Source organism: Streptomyces anulatus (genome assembly GCF_014650675.1).
Taxonomy (GTDB): Bacteria; Actinomycetota; Actinomycetes; order Streptomycetales; family Streptomycetaceae; genus Streptomyces; species Streptomyces anulatus.
In genome coordinates this window covers 429,860-445,546 of sequence record NZ_BMVK01000001.1, presented here as the reverse complement: position 1 = coordinate 445,546, position 15,687 = coordinate 429,860, and the positions used below count along the sequence as shown (strand labels likewise).

Genomic DNA, 15,687 nt, shown 5'->3' with positions numbered 1-15,687 from the left:
GTGGCGGCACCGGCACGGTGGACCACGCCGGAACCCCCGGCCGCCGTCCGCCCGCGCCACGCAGGAACCCCCGGCCGCCGGGGCGGGCGCGTTGTCGGACGCGTCCGCTCCGGTGACCGGGGGTTTCGGCTCTGTACGGGAGTGGGCTCAGAGCCCGTAGCGCTCCCGGGCCTCCTTGACCGCGGAGGCCGGGACCTCGCCGCGCCTGGCGAGCTGGGCCAGCGAGGCCACCACGATCGACTGGGCGTCGACGCCGAAGTGGCGGCGGGCCGCGGCGCGGGTGTCGGAGAGACCGAAGCCGTCCGTGCCGAGCGAGGACCAGTCCTGCTCCACCCACTGGCTGATCTGGTCCGGGACCTGGCGCATCCAGTCGCTGACCGCGAGCACCGGGCCCGGCGCACCGGAGAGCGCCTGCGTCACGTACGGGACCTGCTGCTCACCGCGGAGCAGCGCCTCGTCGGCCTCCAGCGCGTCGCGGCGCAGCTCGCCCCACGAGGTGGCGGACCAGACGTCGGCCGTGACACCCCAGTCGGCGGCCAGCAACTCCTGGGCCTCCAGGGCCCAGTGGATCGCCGTACCGGAGGCCAGCAGCTGCAGGCGCGGCGCGTCCGCCTTCGCGGGCGTGCCCTCCTTGAAGCGGTACAGGCCCTTGACGATGCCCTCCTCGACGCCCTCGGGCATCGCGGGCTGGGGCTTCGGCTCGTTGTAGACCGTCAGGTAGTAGAAGACGTTCTCGGCCTCGGGGCCGTACATCCGGCGCAGACCGTCCTTGACGATCACCGCGACCTCGTACGCGAACGCCGGGTCGTAGTTGAGCGAGGCCGGGTTGGTGGCCGCGATCAGGTGCGAGTGGCCGTCCGCGTGCTGGAGGCCCTCACCCGTCAGGGTCGTACGGCCCGCCGTGGCGCCGACGATGAAGCCCTTGCCGAGCTGGTCGGCGAGCTGCCACATCTGGTCGCCGGTCCGCTGCCAGCCGAACATCGAGTAGAAGATGTAGAACGGGATCATCGTCTCGCCGTGCGTCGCGTACGACGTCGAGGCGGCGATGAAGTCGGCCATGGCCCCGGCCTCGGTGATCCCCTCGTTGAGGATCTGGCCGTCCTTGGCTTCCTTGTAGTACATCAGCTGGTCGCGGTCGACCGGATCGTACGTCTGGCCCAGCGGCGAGTAGATGCCGGCGGACGGGAAGAGGGACTCCATACCGAAGGTACGGGCCTCGTCCGGGACGATCGGCACCCAGCGCTTGCCGGTCTCCTTGTCCCGCATCAGGTCCTTCACCAGGCGGACGAACGCCATGGTGGTGGCCATCTCCTGCTTGCCGGACCCCTTGTAGAGGGCCTTGAACGCGCGCTCCTCCGGCTGCGGAAGCGCCACCGCGTGCACCCGGCGGGCGGGGGCGGGGCCGCCGAGGGCGGCACGGCGCTCCTGGAGGTAGCGGACCTCGGGGGAGTCGGCGCCGGGGTGGCCGTAGGGGACGAGACCGTCCTCGAAGGCGCTGTCGGGGATCGGGAGGCCGAGCAGCTCGCGCATGCCCTTGAACTCGTCGATCGACAGCTTCTTCATCTGGTGGTTGGCGTTCTTGGACTCGAAGCCCTTGCCGAGCGTGTAGCCCTTGACCGTCTGGGCCAGGATCACGGTCGGCGCGCCCTTGTGCTCGACGGCCGCCTTGTACGCCGCGTACACCTTGCGGGCCTCGTGGCCGCCGCGCGAGGTGTAGAAACACTCGCCGATCTTCGCGTCGGTGAGCAGCTTCGCCAGCTCGGCGAGCGCGGGCTCGGCGCCGAAGAAGTGCTCGCGGATGTAGGCGACGTCGCGGGTGGCGTACGTCTGGAACTGCGCGTCCGGGACCTCGCGCAGGCGGCGCAGCAGCGCGCCCGTGGTGTCCAGCTGGAACAGCTCGTCCCAGGCGTTGCCCCAGAGCGTCTTGACGACGTTCCAGCCGGCCCCGCGGAACTGCGCCTCCAGCTCCTGGACCACGCGGAAGTTGGCGCGGACCGGGCCGTCGAGGCGCTGCAGGTTGCAGTTGATGACGAAGGTCAGGTTGTCGAGCTGCTCACGGGAGGCCAGCGCGAGGGCCGCGGTCGACTCGGGCTCGTCCATCTCGCCGTCGCCCAGGAAGGCCCAGACGTGCGAGTTGGCCGTGTCCTTGATGTTGCGGTTGGCCAGATAGCGGTTGAAGCGCGCCTGGTAGATGGCCGAGAGCGGGCCGAGGCCCATCGACACGGTGGGGAACTCCCACAGCCAGGGCAGCCGCCGGGGGTGCGGGTAGGAGGGCAGACCCTCGCCGCCCGCCTCCTGGCGGAAGTTGTCGAGCTGCTGCTCGCTGAGCCGGCCGTCGAGGAAGGCGCGGGCGTAGATGCCGGGGGAGGCGTGGCCCTGGATGTAGAGCTGGTCGCCGGAGCCGTCCCCCTCCTTGCCGCGGAAGAAGTGGTTGAAGCCGGTCTCGTAGAGCCAGGCCGCCGAGGCGAAGGTGGCGATGTGGCCGCCGACCCCGTACCGGGCGCCCCGGGTGACCATCGCGGCCGCGTTCCAGCGGTTCCACGCGGTGATCCTCGACTCCATCTCCAGGTCGCCGTCGAACGCGGGCTCGGCGGCGGTCGGGATGGAGTTGACGTAATCGGTCTCCAGCAGCTTGGGCAGCGCGAGACCGGCGCCCTCGGCGTGCTGCAGCGAGCGGCGCATCAGGTACGCGGCACGGTGCGGGCCGGCGGCCTGGGTGACGGCGTCCAGGGAGGCCGCCCATTCGGCGGTCTCCTCGGGGTCACGGTCCGGGAGCTGGTCGAGCTCGCTCGGAAGCTTTCCTACGGGGTCGGTCATGATCGCCGCCTTCCGGAGAGGAGGGGGGTGGAGAAGGCTCTATCTGGCAGGACAGAGCGATGGGGCCGGTGGGCCCGCGAGATGAACTGTAAGGCGCTGATCGATGATCGATCAAAGGATTGAAGGCAAAACTTCTCGATACGAAGAAAAGTGGCATGGGGTGCCTCGAAATGGGGCACGGAGTGACGCGAAATAGCGCACAAAATGGGCGCTGACCTGCACGGAAGAGCAGACGGGGCGCCAGATGATCGGGTCCGGGGGACGCCTACGCGCGGGGTGCGCAGCCCAGCACGTGCGCCTTCACCAGGGCCCCGATCCCCGGGTCCTCGGCGAGGAACGCGTCGATGAGCGCCTGGTGCTCCTCCGCGTACGACTTCTGCACCGTGCCCAGCCAGCGGATCGACAGAGCCGTGAACACCTCGATGCCCAGCCCCTCCCAGGTGTGCAGCAGCACCGCGTTCCCGGCCGCCCGCACCATCTCCCGGTGGAAGCCGACCGTGTGCCGCACCTGCGCCTCGCCGTCGGCCAGCCGGTCCGCCTCGTACAGCGCCGCCACGTGCGGCTCCAGCGCCGAGCAGTCCCGGCCCAGCCGGGGGGCCGCCAGCTCCGCGGCGATCTGCTCCAGCCCGGCCCGGACCGGGTAGCTCTCCTCCAGATCGGCCGCCGTGAGGTTGCGGACCCGGACGCCCTTGTTGGGGGCCGACTCGATCAGCCGCAGCGTCTCCAGCTCGCGCAGCGCCTCGCGCACGGGCGTCTGGCTGGCCTCCAGCTCGGTGGCGATGCGGCGCTCCACGATCCGCTCACCCGGCTTCCAGCGCCCGCTGACGATCCCCTCCACGATGTGCTCGCGGATCTGTTCGCGCAGCGAGTGGACGACGGGCGGGGTCATGGAGGGCTCCTTCAGGGCAGACCGGTGCTGCCTACATCATCACGGTGGCGGTAGGTCTCCCGTGGTGCTTAGACAATACGGCGGCGCCCCCGCCCGGATGAGTTCCGGACGGGGGCGCCGCTGGTGAGGCTGGTTACAGCAGGGGTGTTCAGAGGCCGAGCTCGACCTCGAACTCACCGGCCTCCAGGATCGCCTTGACCGACGTCAGGTAGCGGGCGGCGTCCGCGCCGTCCACCAGACGGTGGTCGTAGGAGAGCGAGAGGTACGTCATGTCGCGCACCGCGATGGTCTCGCCGAGGTCCGGGTGGTCGATGACCACCGGGCGGCGGACCGTGGCGCCGATGCCCAGGATGGCGGCCTGGTTCGGCGGCACGATGACCGTGTCGAACAGGGCGCCGCGCGAACCGGTGTTGCTGATGGTGAAGGTGGCGCCGGACATGTCGTCCGGCGTCAGGCCGCCACCGCGCGCCTTGCCCGCGAGCTCCGCGGTCTTCTTGGAGATGCCGGCGATGTTCAGGTCGCCCGCACCCTTGATGACCGGGGTCATCAGACCCTTCTCGGCGTCCACGGCGATGCCGATGTTCTCCGAGTCGAAGTACGTGATGGTGCCCTCGTCCTCGTTGATCCGGGCGTTGACGACCGGGTGGGCCTTCAGTGCCTGGGCCGCCGCCTTCACGAAGAACGGCATCGGGGACAGCTTGACGCCCTCACGGGCGGCGAAGGCGGCCTTCGCCTGGTTGCGCAGCTTCATCAGCTTGGTGATGTCGACCTCGAGGACCGAGGTCAGCTGGGCCTGCGAGTGCAGCGCCTTCATCATGTTCTCGCCGATGACCTTGCGCATGCGGGTCATCTTGACCGTCTGACCGCGCAGCGGGGACGCCTCCAGCTTCGGCGCCTTGGCGGCTGCCTGGGCAGCTGCCGGGGCCGGAGCGGCTGCGGCGGCCTTGGCGGCCTCCGCGGCGGCGACGACGTCCTGCTTGCGGATCCGGCCACCGACGCCGGTGCCCTTGACCGCGCTCAGGTCCACGTTGTTCTCGGACGCGAGCTTGCGGACCAGCGGCGTGACGTACGCGCCGTCGTCACCGGAGGGCGCGGCCGGGGCGGCCGGCGCCTGGGCGACGGGGGCGGGCTGCGCCGGAGCGGGGGCCGGGGCGGCGGGAGCCGCCGGGGCCTGGACCGGAGCCGGAGCCGCGGGGGCGGCCGGAGCGGCGGGGGCCGGGGCGGCGGGGGCCGGGGCGGGAGCCGCGGGGGCCTCCTGCTTCGGGGCCTCCTGGGCCGGGGCGGCGGGCTGCGCCGGAGCGGCGGCCGGGGCCGCGCCCGGGGCGCCGATGACGGCGAGCTTCGCGCCGACCTCGGCGGTCTCGTCCTCGCCGACCACGATCTCCAGCAGCACACCGGCGACCGGGGCGGGGATCTCGGTGTCGACCTTGTCCGTGGAGACCTCCAGCAGCGGCTCGTCCTCGGCCACCTCCTCGCCGACCTCCTTGAGCCAGCGGGTGACGGTGCCCTCGGTGACGCTCTCGCCGAGCGCCGGAAGGGTGACGTCGGTGCCGGACGCGCCACCGGCGGGGGCGGCGGCCGGAGCCGCCGCCTCGGGAGCCGGAGCGGCGGCGGGGGCCTCGGCGACCGGGGCCGGAGCCTCGGCCGGGGCGGCGGGGGCCTCGGCGGCGGGGGCCGCGGCCTCGGCCGGCGCGCCCGAGCCGTCGTCGATGACGGCCAGCTCGGCGCCGACCTCGACGGTCTCGTCCTCGGCGACCTTGATGGAGGCCAGAACACCGGACGCGGGGGCCGGGATCTCGGTGTCGACCTTGTCGGTCGAGACCTCGAGCAACGGCTCGTCGGCCTCGACGCGCTCGCCCTCGGCCTTCAGCCAACGGGTGACAGTGCCCTCGGTGACGCTCTCGCCGAGCGCCGGAAGGGTTACGGAAACCGACATGGTTTCAGTTGCTCCTTACGAAATTGCGGAAGTGGTCGGTCGTCGCGCCCGGGACCGGGGGATCAGTCGTGGGCGTGGAGAGGCTTGCCGGCCAGCGCCAGGTGAGCCTCGCCCATCGCCTCGTTCTGCGTCGGGTGTGCGTGGATGAGCTGGGCGACCTCGGAGGGCAGCGCCTCCCAGTTGTAGATCAGCTGGGCTTCGCCGACCTGCTCGCCCATACGGTCGCCGACCATGTGGACGCCGACCACGGCACCGTCCTTGACCTGGACGAGCTTGATCTCGCCCGCGGTCTTGAGGATCTTGCTCTTGCCGTTGCCCGCGAGGTTGTACTTGAGGGCGACGACCTTGTCCGCGCCGTAGATCTCCTTGGCCTTGGCCTCGGTGATGCCGACGGAGGCGACCTCGGGGTGGCAGTACGTCACCTTGGGAACGCCGTCGTAGTCGATCGGAACGGTCTTCAGACCGGCCAGACGCTCCGCGACCAGGATGCCCTCGGCGAAGCCGACGTGGGCGAGCTGGAGGGTCGGGACGAGGTCGCCCACGGCCGAGATCGTCGGGACGTTGGTCTGCATGTACTCGTCGACCAGGACATAGCCGCGGTCCATCGCGACGCCCTGCTCCTCGTAGCCCAGGCCCTGCGAGACCGGGCCGCGGCCGATGGCGACGAGCAGCAGCTCCGCCTCGAAGGTCTTGCCGTCGGCGAGCGTCACGCGGACGCCGTCCTCGGTGTACTCGGCCTTGTCGAAGAAGGTGCCGAGGTTGAACTTGATGCCGCGCTTGCGGAACGCGCGCTCAAGAAGCTTGGAGCTGTTCTCGTCCTCGACCGGGACGAGGTGCTTGAGGCCCTCGACGATGGTGATCTCGGTGCCGAAGGACTTCCACGCCGAGGCGAACTCGACGCCGATGACGCCGCCGCCCAGCACGATCGCCGACTTCGGGACGCGGTCCATCTTCAGCGCGTGGTCCGAGGAGATGATCCGGTTGCCGTCGATCTCCAGGCCGGGCAGCGACTTCGGCACGGAGCCGGTCGCCAGCAGCACGTGGCGGCCCTGGATGCGCTGGCCGTTCACGTCCACGGAGGTGGGGGAGGAGAGCTTGCCCTCACCCTCGATGTAGTGGACCTTGCGCGAGGCGATGAGTCCCTGGAGACCCTTGTACAGGCCCGAGATCACCTCGTCCTTGTACTTGTTGACGGCCTCCATGTCGATGCCCTCGAAGGTCGCCTTCACGCCGAACTGGGCCGACTCGCGGGCCTGGTCCGCGATCTCGCCCGCGTGCAGCAGTGCCTTCGTGGGAATGCAGCCGTTGTGCAGGCAGGTGCCGCCGACCTTGCCCTTCTCGATCAGGGCGACGTCCAGGCCCAGCTGCGCTCCGCGCAGGGCCGCGGCGTAACCGCCACTGCCACCGCCGAGGATCACTAGGTCGAAAACGGTGCTGGCGTCGTTCGCCACGTCACGTCCTCCATGCATGTGCGCCGTACGCCGGGCCCCGTCGCTGGGGTGTGACCGGCCGGTCGGCTGGTGTGCGGCCGCTTTTGTCTTCGGCCCTGTGGTGGGGGCCCTGTCCTGCCGAGAACCCATCTTCGCACTTGTCGACGGTGGGCGGGACGCGGGGCCCGGGTCCGGGACGGATGATCGTCCGTTCCGGAGGGTTACTGCTGCGTAGATACCTACGGATTCGGCCGGTGTTCGTCGAGAGCGAAACCCGTTCGCCCTCCGTCGCCCATCCGTCCTCCGCCGCTCATCCTTGCCGCTTCCGTTCCGAGAACACGTACGGCCCCGGACCTATGCCCGGGGCCGTACGCGACGGAAGGCGGGAACTCAGCCGAGGTCGCCGGCCGCGGTGCGCTCGGCGAGCCGCACCAGGGTGCGGACCGCGGAGCCGGTGCCGCCCTTGGGCGTGTAGCCGTACGGCGCGCCCTCGTGGAAGGCCGGGCCCGCGATGTCCAGGTGCGCCCAGGCGATGCCCTCGCCCACGAACTCCTTCAGGAACAGGCCGGCCACCAGGCCGCCGCCCATCCGCTCGCCCATGTTGGCGATGTCGGCGGTGGGGGAGTCCATGCCCTTGCGCAGGTCGGCCGGGAGCGGCATCGGCCAGGACGGCTCGCCGACCTCCTCGGCGATCTCGTGGATCGACGTGCGGAAGGCGTCGTCGTTGGCCATCACACCGAAGGTGCGGTTGCCGAGCGCCAGCACCATCGCGCCGGTCAGGGTCGCCACGTCGACGATCGCGTCCGGCTTCTCCTCCGAGGCGCGGGTCAGCGCGTCGGCCAGGACGAGCCGGCCCTCGGCGTCGGTGTTGAGGACCTCGACGGTCTTGCCGCTGTACATGCGCAGCACGTCACCGGGGCGGGTGGCGTTGCCGGAGGGCATGTTCTCGGCCAGCGCCAGCCAGCCGGTGACGTTGACCTTCAGGCCCAGGCGGGCGGCCGAGACGACGGCGGCGAACACGGCGGCGGCGCCGGCCATGTCGCACTTCATCGTCTCGTTGTGGCCGGCCGGCTTGAGCGAGATGCCGCCCGAGTCGTAGGTGATGCCCTTGCCGACAAGGGCCAGGGTCTTATCCGCCTTCGGGTGCGTGTAGGCGAGCTTCACCAGGCGCGGGCCGCGCTCGGCGCCCTGGCCGACGCCGAGGATGCCGCCGAAGCCGCCCTTGACGAGGGCCTTCTCGTCCAGGACCTGGACCTTGATGCCGTGCTCCTTGCCCGCGGCGGTGGCCACGGCGGCGAAGGACTCCGGGTACAGGTCGTTCGGCGGGGTGTTGATCAGGTCGCGGGCGCGGTTGATCTCCTCGACCAGGGCCAGGGCGCGCTCGACGGCCGCCTTGTAGGCCTTGTCGCGCGGCTTGGCGCCGAGCAGGGCCACCTCGGCGAGCGGCAGCTTCGGGCCGTTGTCCTTGGACTTCGCGTCCTTGGGGGCCAGCTTGTTCTCGCCGCCCTGGTAGGCGGTGAAGGCGTACGCGCCCAGGAGCGCACCCTCGGCGACGGCGGCCGCGTCCTCGACGGAAGCGGCGGGCAGCGCGAAGCCGGCCTTCTTGGAGCCGTGCAGCGCACGGGCCGCGGTGCCCGCCGCGCGGCGCAGCGCCTCGGCGTCGTAGGCGTCCTCCTTGTCCGGGACCGGACCGAGGCCGACCGCGACGACGACCGGGGCCTTGAGGCCGGACGCGGCGGGCAGCTTGGTCAGTTCGCCCTCGGCACCGGTGGCGCCCAGGGTCGCGAGGACGGCGGCGAGCTTTCCGTCGAACGCCTTGTCCACGGCCTCGGCGCCGGGCGCGAGGACCGGGCCCTTGACGCCCTTGGCGACGCCGACGACGAGTGCGTCGGCGCGCAGCGTCGCCGCACCGGCAGTGCTGAGAGTGAGAGCAGTCACGGTGGTGAAATCTCGCTTCCGTTGAGTTCGAGTTCGGTCGAGGGGTGGGCCGACCGTGCCCGGCGCATCGTAGACGCCCCGACGATGTGCCGGGAATGAGCCTACGCGCGCGGTTCCTGCTCCATGACGGCGGCGGGCCGTTCCCGACTGTTACGGCGGTCTGTTCCGGCCGGTGCGACGGGCTGTCGGGCGGCCGTCGCGGCGGTCGCCCCGATGTGCCGCGCCGTCAGGTCCCGAGCGCCAGCACCACCAGGGCAGCTGTCGCCGCCGTCTCCTCGACGCCCCCGAAGACGTCCCCGGTCACCCCGCCGAACCGCCGTACGCAGTGCCGCAGCAGCAGTTCGGCGGCGGCGAGCGCGCCGAGTACCGCGAGCGCGTGGTGCAGCGCCCCGTACGGGCCGAGCAGTGCGCCCGCCGCCGCGCACAGCGCCACCGTCACCACCGCCGCGAGCAGCGCCCGCCCGCCCGGGACCGTGGACGCCACCACCGCGCCGAGCCCCTCCGGCCGGGCCGCCGGGACGCCCTGACGGGACGCCAGGGTCAGCGCGAGACGGGCGGCGGCGCCCGCGACGACGGCCCCGAGAGCCCCGTGCGCCCAGCCCTCCCCGTACAGCTCGAAGAGGACCGCGACCTGGGCCAGCAGGACCAGGAGCAGCGTGATGACACCGAACGGCCCAATGTCGGACTGCTTCATGATCCGCAGCGCGTCCTCCGCCGGTTTCCCGCTGCCGAGACCGTCGGCCGTGTCTGCCAGGCCGTCCAGGTGCAGCCCCCGGGTGAGGGCGGCGGGCACCGCGACGGAGGCGACCGCCGCGAGCAGCGGCCCCGAGCCGGCCAGCAGCGACAGTGAGCCGAGGGCCCCGGCGAGCAGTCCCACGACGAGCCCGGCGAGCGGGGCGCAGAGCATTCCTGAGCGGGCGGTCGCGCGGTCCCAGCGGGTCACGCGGACGGGCAGCACGGTCAGGGTGCCGAAGGCGAAACGTATGCCGTGGCTGTTCAGGGAGGTCACCGCGCGCAGGCTAGCCGCTGGGCCCCACCGATAGATTGGGCAAAACGCGCCAATCGCCGCGAAACCTGACGTAACGGGAGTGGGTGGCATGGGTCACTGGTGGCACGACAACATCACGGAGCCGGGCAAGCTGCCGCTGCTCCTCGCGCTGGCCGCGTTCGTCCTGACCTTCGCGATCACCCGCACCATCACCCGCATGATCCGGGCAGGGAAGGGCCCGTTCCGCAACATCACCCCGGGCGGGGTGCACATCCACCATGTGGTGCCCGGGGTCGTGCTGTCGGTGATCGGCGGATTCGGCGCGGTGGCCAGCGGGCGGCACGGCGTGACCGCCGGGATCTGCGCGGTGATCTTCGGAGTGGGGGCCGGTCTGGTGCTGGACGAGTTCGCCCTGATCCTGCATCTGGACGACGTGTACTGGACCGAGGAGGGCCGCCAGAGCGTGGAGGTGGTCGTGCTGACCGTCTCGCTGGTGGTGCTGGTTCTGGCGGGCTTCTCGCCGCTCGGCGTCGACGACGTCACCGACGAGGAGCAGCAGGGGAGACTCGGCGTCATCACGACGTACGTGATCAACTTCTGCTTCGTCCTGATCGCCCTGTTCAAGGGCAAGGCGCGGATGGCGGTGCTCGGCACTCTCGTCCCCTTCGTCGCGCTGGTCGGCGCGATCCGACTGGCCCGCCCCACCTCACCCTGGGCCAGGCGCTTCTACCGCAACCGCCACCGGGCCCGCTCCAGGGCACTGTTGCGGGCCTACCACCACGACGTGCGCTGGGCCGGGCCGCGCCGGAAGTTCCAGGACCTCATCGGCGGCGCCCCGGACCGCGTCCCGCCGCCGCCCGCGCCCAGGTCCTGAACGCGCCGCCGCCCGCGCCACTCCCGTACGCGGCACACCACCAGGACGGCGGCGACGGCGGCCAGATGCTCGCGGCCCGCCAGGTTGTCCTTGACGAGGACCTCCACCACCATCGCGAGGACCACCAGCGCCCCGGTCAACCGGGCCCGCCGCTGACGGCAGACGTACACCGCGAGTCCCACGACGGCCGCCGAAGGGCCGGTGTCCACCACCTGCGCGTCGGAGGCGGGCAGCCCGAGGAGGACCTCCGGCCCGAGCGCGATGCCGATCCGCGCGTACAGCGTCCCGGCCAGCGTCGCCAGATACGCCACCGCGAGCGTGCGCCACCGCCCCAGACACAGCTCCGCGAGGCCGAACACCAGCAGGATCTGGGCCAGCGCACCCCACACCGGCAGATCGAGCGCGGGCACGAACAGGGACAGCGGCGTACGCAGGAGGGCGAGCCAGAGCGGGTCCTCGGCCCGTACGGCTCCGAGGTTCTGCACCGGCCGGTAGCCCCACGCCTGGTTCTGCGTCAGCTGAACGGTCGCGGTCAGCGCCACCGCGCCCGCCGTCAGCGCGAGCGCCCGCACCCCGCGTCCGGCGAGCCCCCGCCGTACGGCCGCGACCAGCGGGCCCCACTCCCGTACCGCCGCCCGGCGCAGGGCCGGAAGACGGCTCATCCGCTCTTCTCGAACAGCATGGAACGGGCCCCCGGGTCGATCTGACGGACGGTACGCGGTATCGGCGAGGACGCACGCCGGCGCCGCGATCCCCTCTCGAAGACGGACCGGGACATGGCGAAGTTGAGCGACACCCGAGTGATGCCGATCTCGTCCGCGCGATGGGGAGCCGGGGCCTCAGGCTCCGTCGAGGGCCGCTCCCGCCGACTCCGACTCCAGCGCCGACTCCGCGTCCTCGTCGTCCACGGCCTTCTCCGGTTCACGCTCCGGCAGTTCGGCGGCCAGCGCCGCCGCCGCCTGCACCAGCGGCAGGGCCAGCAGCGCGCCGCTGCCCTCGCCCACCGTCACACCGTGGTCCAGCAGCGGGGTCAGCGCCATCCGGTCCAGCGCCTTCGTCTGCGCGGGCTCCCCGCTGACCTGCCCGGCCAGCCACCAGTCCGGCGCCCGGAAGGCCGCCCGCTGCGCCACCAGCGCGCAGGCCGCCGAGACGACCCCGTCCAGGATCACCGGCATCCGGCGCACCGCGCTCTGCAACAGGAAGCCCGTCATCGCCGCCAGATCCGCGCCGCCCGACGTGGCCAGCAGCTCCAGCTGGTCGCCGAGCACCGGCCGGGCCCGGCGCAGCGCGTCCCGGACCGCCGCGCACTTGACCATCCACGCCAGGTCGTCGATGCCCGCACCGCCGCGCCCGGTCACCACGGAGGCGTCCGTCCCGCAGAGCGCCGCGACGAGGGTGGCCGCGGCGGTGGTCCCGCCCACGCTGAGGTCGCCGAGCACCACCAGATCGGTGCCGGAGTCCGCCTCCTCGTCGGCGATGGCCATGCCCAGACGGACCGCCTGCTCGGCCTCCTCCGCGCTGATCGCGTCCTCGACGTCGATCCGCCCCGAACCCCGACGCACCCGGTGGCGCACCACGGACTCGGGCAGCAGCTCCGGATCGCAGTCCAGGGAGACGTCCACGATCCGCATCGGCACCGAGAAGCGCCGGGCCAGCACCGAGACCGGGCTCGCCCCGTCGAGGGCGGCCCGCACCAGCTCGTGCGCGCTTCCCGCCGGTCGGCCCGAGACACCCAGCTCCGCCACCCCGTGGTCACCGGCGAAGAGGACCAGGCGCGGTTGCTCGACGGCCCTGACCGGCACGGACTGCTGCGCGGCGCTGAGCCATTCGCCCAGCTCGTCGAGGCGTCCGAGCGCCCCCGGGGGGACGGTCAGCCGCTCGCGCCGCTCCTCGGCGTCGCGCCGCACACCCCCGTCGGGGCGTTGGATCAGGTCGGAGAAATCGTCCAGGTTCACGGAGGTCTGCCTCGCGGGTCGTCACGTCGGGTCCGGTCCGGGAACCCGACGGCGGGCCCCTGCCGGAACAGTACCGGTCGGCCTGCCCCGGGAACCGTGCCGTAACCGTGAGAGGGGGCGGGAGGCCGGCGGCCCGCGGCGGCCCCCGGCGGAGGCCTCACCCCCGCAGCACCAGCACCTGCCCCGCGACCACCAGCAGCACCTGCTCGCACTCGGCCGCCACCGCCGCGTTCAGCCGCCCCAGCTCGTCCCGGAACCGCCGCCCCGCCGACGTCGCCGGCACCACCCCCGACCCCACCTCGTTGGTCACCAGGACCACCTGCCGCCGGGTCCCGCGCACGGCGGCGACCAGCTCCACGACCCGCTCCCGCAACGCCGCCTCGCCGCCGCCGTGCCAGCGCTCGTCCTCCCAGGCGTCCACCCGGTCCATCGCATCGGTCAGCCACAGCGACAGGCAGTCGATCAGCAGCGGCGGCCCGTCCGCCCCCAGCAGCTCCGCGATCCGACAGGTCTCCTCGGTCCGCCAGGCGCCGGGCCTGCGCTCCCGGTGCAGTCCGATCCGGGCCGCCCACTCGGGGTCCCCGTCGCGGCGGCCGCCGGTCGCCACGTACACCACCTCCGGGAACGTCTCCATGCGCTGCTCCGCCTCCAGGGACTTCCCCGACCGCGCGCCCCCCGTCACCAGCACCCGGCGCGGTACGTCCGGCACCGCGTGGTACTCGCCCACCACCAGCGTCGTCCCGTCCGGCACCGCCCGCGCACCGGCCGCCGCCAGCCGCCGGTCCAGCGCCGGGCCCGGCGGGGCGTCGTGGTCCAGGTGGACCGCGATCACCTCGGTGGCCGGCCCGACCGCTCCGGCCGACCGTAGCCGGGCCACCGCGTCGGGCCGCCCGATCACATCGCAGACGACCATGTCCAGGGGCCGGTCCAGCTGTTCGGGCAGGCCGGAGGGGGCGGCCCCCGGCGGCAGGTACAGCAGCCGCTCGCCCTCCGGGCCGGTCACCTCGTACCCGGTCCCCGGGGCGTCCATCGCCATCGCCCGCACCCGGTGCCCGCTGATCAGCGTCAGGACCTGGCCGTCCGGCACCCGGCCCGCCGGGGGCAGCAGGGCGGGCAGTTCGACGGCGGGCCCGTCGTGCGGGTGCGTCAGCAGCACCTGCCGGACCGCGCCCAGCGAATGCCCCGCGCGGGCGGCGGCGAACTCCGCCCCGGGGGTGAGGTCCAGCAGCAGCGCGTCGTCGACCAGCAGCGCCGTCGCGGCCCGCGCCCACGGGCCGCGGGCCGAGGCGCAGGCCGCGCAGGGACAGGAGGGGCGCGGCAGCCCGTCGGGGGCTCCGGTGCCGAGCAGAGTCAGTTCCACACCTTGATCCTCCCGTGTCCCCGCGCGAGGTGCGCGTCCGGCTACGCTTCGGGAAGCAACGTGACCCAGGAGGCTGGCATGGCGTGGACGTGGCGGTTCGAGAAGTCCGACGGTACGGAGACGGAGCCGGCGCTGCAGCCGGAGGAGTTCACCACCCAGGGCGACGCGGAGTCCTGGATCGGTGAGTACTGGAAAGAGCTCCTGGAGGGCGGCGCCGCACAGGTGACGCTCTTCGAGGACACCACCAAGATCTACGGCCCGATGAGCCTGCAGGCCGACAGCGCCTGAGGTTCGGCCGACACGGAAAGGGCGGTACGGGAGACCCGTACCGCCCTTTCCACTGTCGGAGGAGGCTCAGATCTCCCCGAGCGTGACCTCCGCCGTCCGGCTGTCGCCGTCGCGCGTGTACGTGACGGTCACCTTCTGGCCCGGCTTGTCGCCGGCCAGCGCCTCGGAGAGCGAGGTGATCGTGGTGACCTCGCTGTCCCCGATCTTCGTGATGGTGTCCCCGGGCTTCAGCCCCGCGTCGTCCGCCGCGCCGCCCCGGTCCACGCTGACCAGCGCCACCCCGGCGGGGCGGTAGTTGTCGTCGACGACCGTGCGGCCCGTGATGTTCAGCGCGGCCCGGCCCGAATCGGTGACCTTGCCGTCCTTGATGATCTGGTCGGCGACCGTCTTCACCATCGAGACGGGGATCGCGAAGCCGATGCCCGGCGCCGCGCTGTCGCCCATCTGCGGGTCGGTCGCCGCGAGGGTCGGAATGCCGATCACCTGGCTGTCGAGGTTGACCAGCGCCCCGCCGCTGTTGCCCGGGTTGATCGCCGCGGACGTCTGCACCATGTTGGCGATCGTCGCCCCCGTGCCGCCGCCCGCCCTGCTCTCGCTCACGGTCCGGCCGAGCGCCGAGACGATGCCCTGGGTGACGCTGCTGGACAGGCCGAGCGGCGAGCCCATCGCCAGCACGATCTGCCCCACCTCGACCTTCTCCGCGTCGCCGAACTCCGCGGGCTTCAGCCCGTCCGGCACCTCGTCGAGCTTGATGACGGCCAGGTCCTGCTCCGGGTAGGAGGAGACCAGCGAGGCGCTCAGCACCGCTTCCCCGGTGGCGACGCTGACCTTGAACGTCTTCTCGTCGCCGACCACATGGGCGTTGGTGACGATGTGCCCCTTGTCGTCGTAGACGATCCCGGAACCGAGGCCCTCCGAGGCGTCGATCTGCACCACCGACGGCAGTACGTCGTTGATGACGGCCTGGTAGGCGTTCTCCAGGTCGTCGGGGGCGCGTTTCACCGAACCCTGCGCCGTACCGGACGCACTGGCCTCGGGGGCCGGAGCCGCCGGACCCGTACCGGAGCAGCCACCCGCCAGGGCGATGGCGCAGACGGCGGCGGACAGGGGGAGCAGCAGCCTGCGCGCGCGGCTGCGGGAGGGGGATACGTCCATATCCGGAGTCTGGGGTCCGCCCCGTTCGGGTGCCCGAACTGATGGGCCGAACGGGCC

General features: G+C 72.4%; 12 protein-coding genes. 2 read left to right on the top strand and 10 right to left on the bottom strand.

Annotated elements, in window-relative coordinates; translation table 11 throughout:
* Window positions 1-147: 147 nt before the first annotated feature.
* The 6 genes from aceE to IE272_RS01950 form a co-directional block, all read right to left on the bottom strand.
* Window positions 148-2,817, bottom strand: a complete 2,670-nt coding sequence (aceE, locus tag IE272_RS01975; RefSeq protein ID WP_056706481.1) for a pyruvate dehydrogenase (acetyl-transferring), homodimeric type — start codon at window positions 2,815-2,817, stop codon at window positions 148-150.
* Between the two features lie 265 nt (window positions 2,818-3,082).
* Window positions 3,083-3,706, bottom strand: a complete 624-nt coding sequence (locus IE272_RS01970) for a GntR family transcriptional regulator (protein ID WP_190006112.1) — start codon at window positions 3,704-3,706, stop codon at window positions 3,083-3,085.
* A 148-nt stretch (window positions 3,707-3,854) separates the two neighbouring features.
* Window positions 3,855-5,642 (bottom strand): 2-oxoglutarate dehydrogenase, E2 component, dihydrolipoamide succinyltransferase, encoded by a 1,788-nt coding sequence (sucB, locus tag IE272_RS01965; RefSeq protein WP_190006111.1) that lies wholly within the window; start codon window positions 5,640-5,642, stop codon window positions 3,855-3,857.
* A 62-nt stretch (window positions 5,643-5,704) separates the two neighbouring features.
* A complete protein-coding gene (lpdA, locus tag IE272_RS01960) occupies window positions 5,705-7,093 on the bottom strand; it encodes a dihydrolipoyl dehydrogenase (RefSeq protein ID WP_050357995.1) in 1,389 nt (462 codons plus the stop codon).
* 369 nt (window positions 7,094-7,462) lie between these two features.
* Window positions 7,463-9,010 (bottom strand): leucyl aminopeptidase, encoded by a 1,548-nt coding sequence (locus tag IE272_RS01955; RefSeq protein WP_050357996.1) that lies wholly within the window; start codon window positions 9,008-9,010, stop codon window positions 7,463-7,465.
* A 226-nt stretch (window positions 9,011-9,236) separates the two neighbouring features.
* A complete protein-coding gene (locus tag IE272_RS01950) occupies window positions 9,237-10,019 on the bottom strand; it encodes an adenosylcobinamide-GDP ribazoletransferase (RefSeq protein ID WP_190006110.1) in 783 nt (260 codons plus the stop codon).
* Between the two features lie 88 nt (window positions 10,020-10,107).
* Here IE272_RS01950 and IE272_RS01945 point away from each other — a divergent pair, with 88 nt between their 5' ends.
* Window positions 10,108-10,872, top strand: coding sequence for a hypothetical protein (locus IE272_RS01945; protein WP_057662186.1), 765 nt, complete (start codon window positions 10,108-10,110; stop codon window positions 10,870-10,872).
* Here IE272_RS01945 and IE272_RS01940 read toward each other — a convergent pair.
* The 3 genes from IE272_RS01940 to IE272_RS01930 form a co-directional block, all read right to left on the bottom strand.
* Window positions 10,770-11,534, bottom strand: a complete 765-nt coding sequence (locus IE272_RS01940) for a hypothetical protein (RefSeq protein WP_057662183.1) — start codon at window positions 11,532-11,534, stop codon at window positions 10,770-10,772. The genes IE272_RS01945 and IE272_RS01940 overlap by 103 nt on opposite strands.
* A 177-nt stretch (window positions 11,535-11,711) precedes the next feature.
* On the bottom strand, window positions 11,712-12,827 hold the full coding sequence (gene cobT, locus IE272_RS01935) for a nicotinate-nucleotide--dimethylbenzimidazole phosphoribosyltransferase (protein ID WP_190006109.1): 1,116 nt from the start codon (window positions 12,825-12,827) through the stop codon (window positions 11,712-11,714).
* Between the two features lie 157 nt (window positions 12,828-12,984).
* Window positions 12,985-14,187 carry a bifunctional adenosylcobinamide kinase/adenosylcobinamide-phosphate guanylyltransferase gene (locus IE272_RS01930; protein WP_190006108.1) on the bottom strand — a complete coding sequence of 401 codons (1,203 nt, stop codon included), beginning with the start codon at window positions 14,185-14,187 and terminating at the stop codon, window positions 12,985-12,987.
* Between the two features lie 78 nt (window positions 14,188-14,265).
* Between IE272_RS01930 and IE272_RS01925 the strand changes: the two genes are divergently transcribed.
* Entirely contained in the window at window positions 14,266-14,475 is a 210-nt protein-coding gene (locus IE272_RS01925; RefSeq protein WP_030080718.1) for a hypothetical protein, read from the top strand.
* Between the two features lie 66 nt (window positions 14,476-14,541).
* Here the strand turns inward: IE272_RS01925 and IE272_RS01920 are convergent, their stop codons facing one another.
* Entirely contained in the window at window positions 14,542-15,630 is a 1,089-nt protein-coding gene (locus IE272_RS01920) for a S1C family serine protease (RefSeq protein WP_190006107.1), read from the bottom strand.
* Window positions 15,631-15,687: the final 57 nt, after the last annotated feature.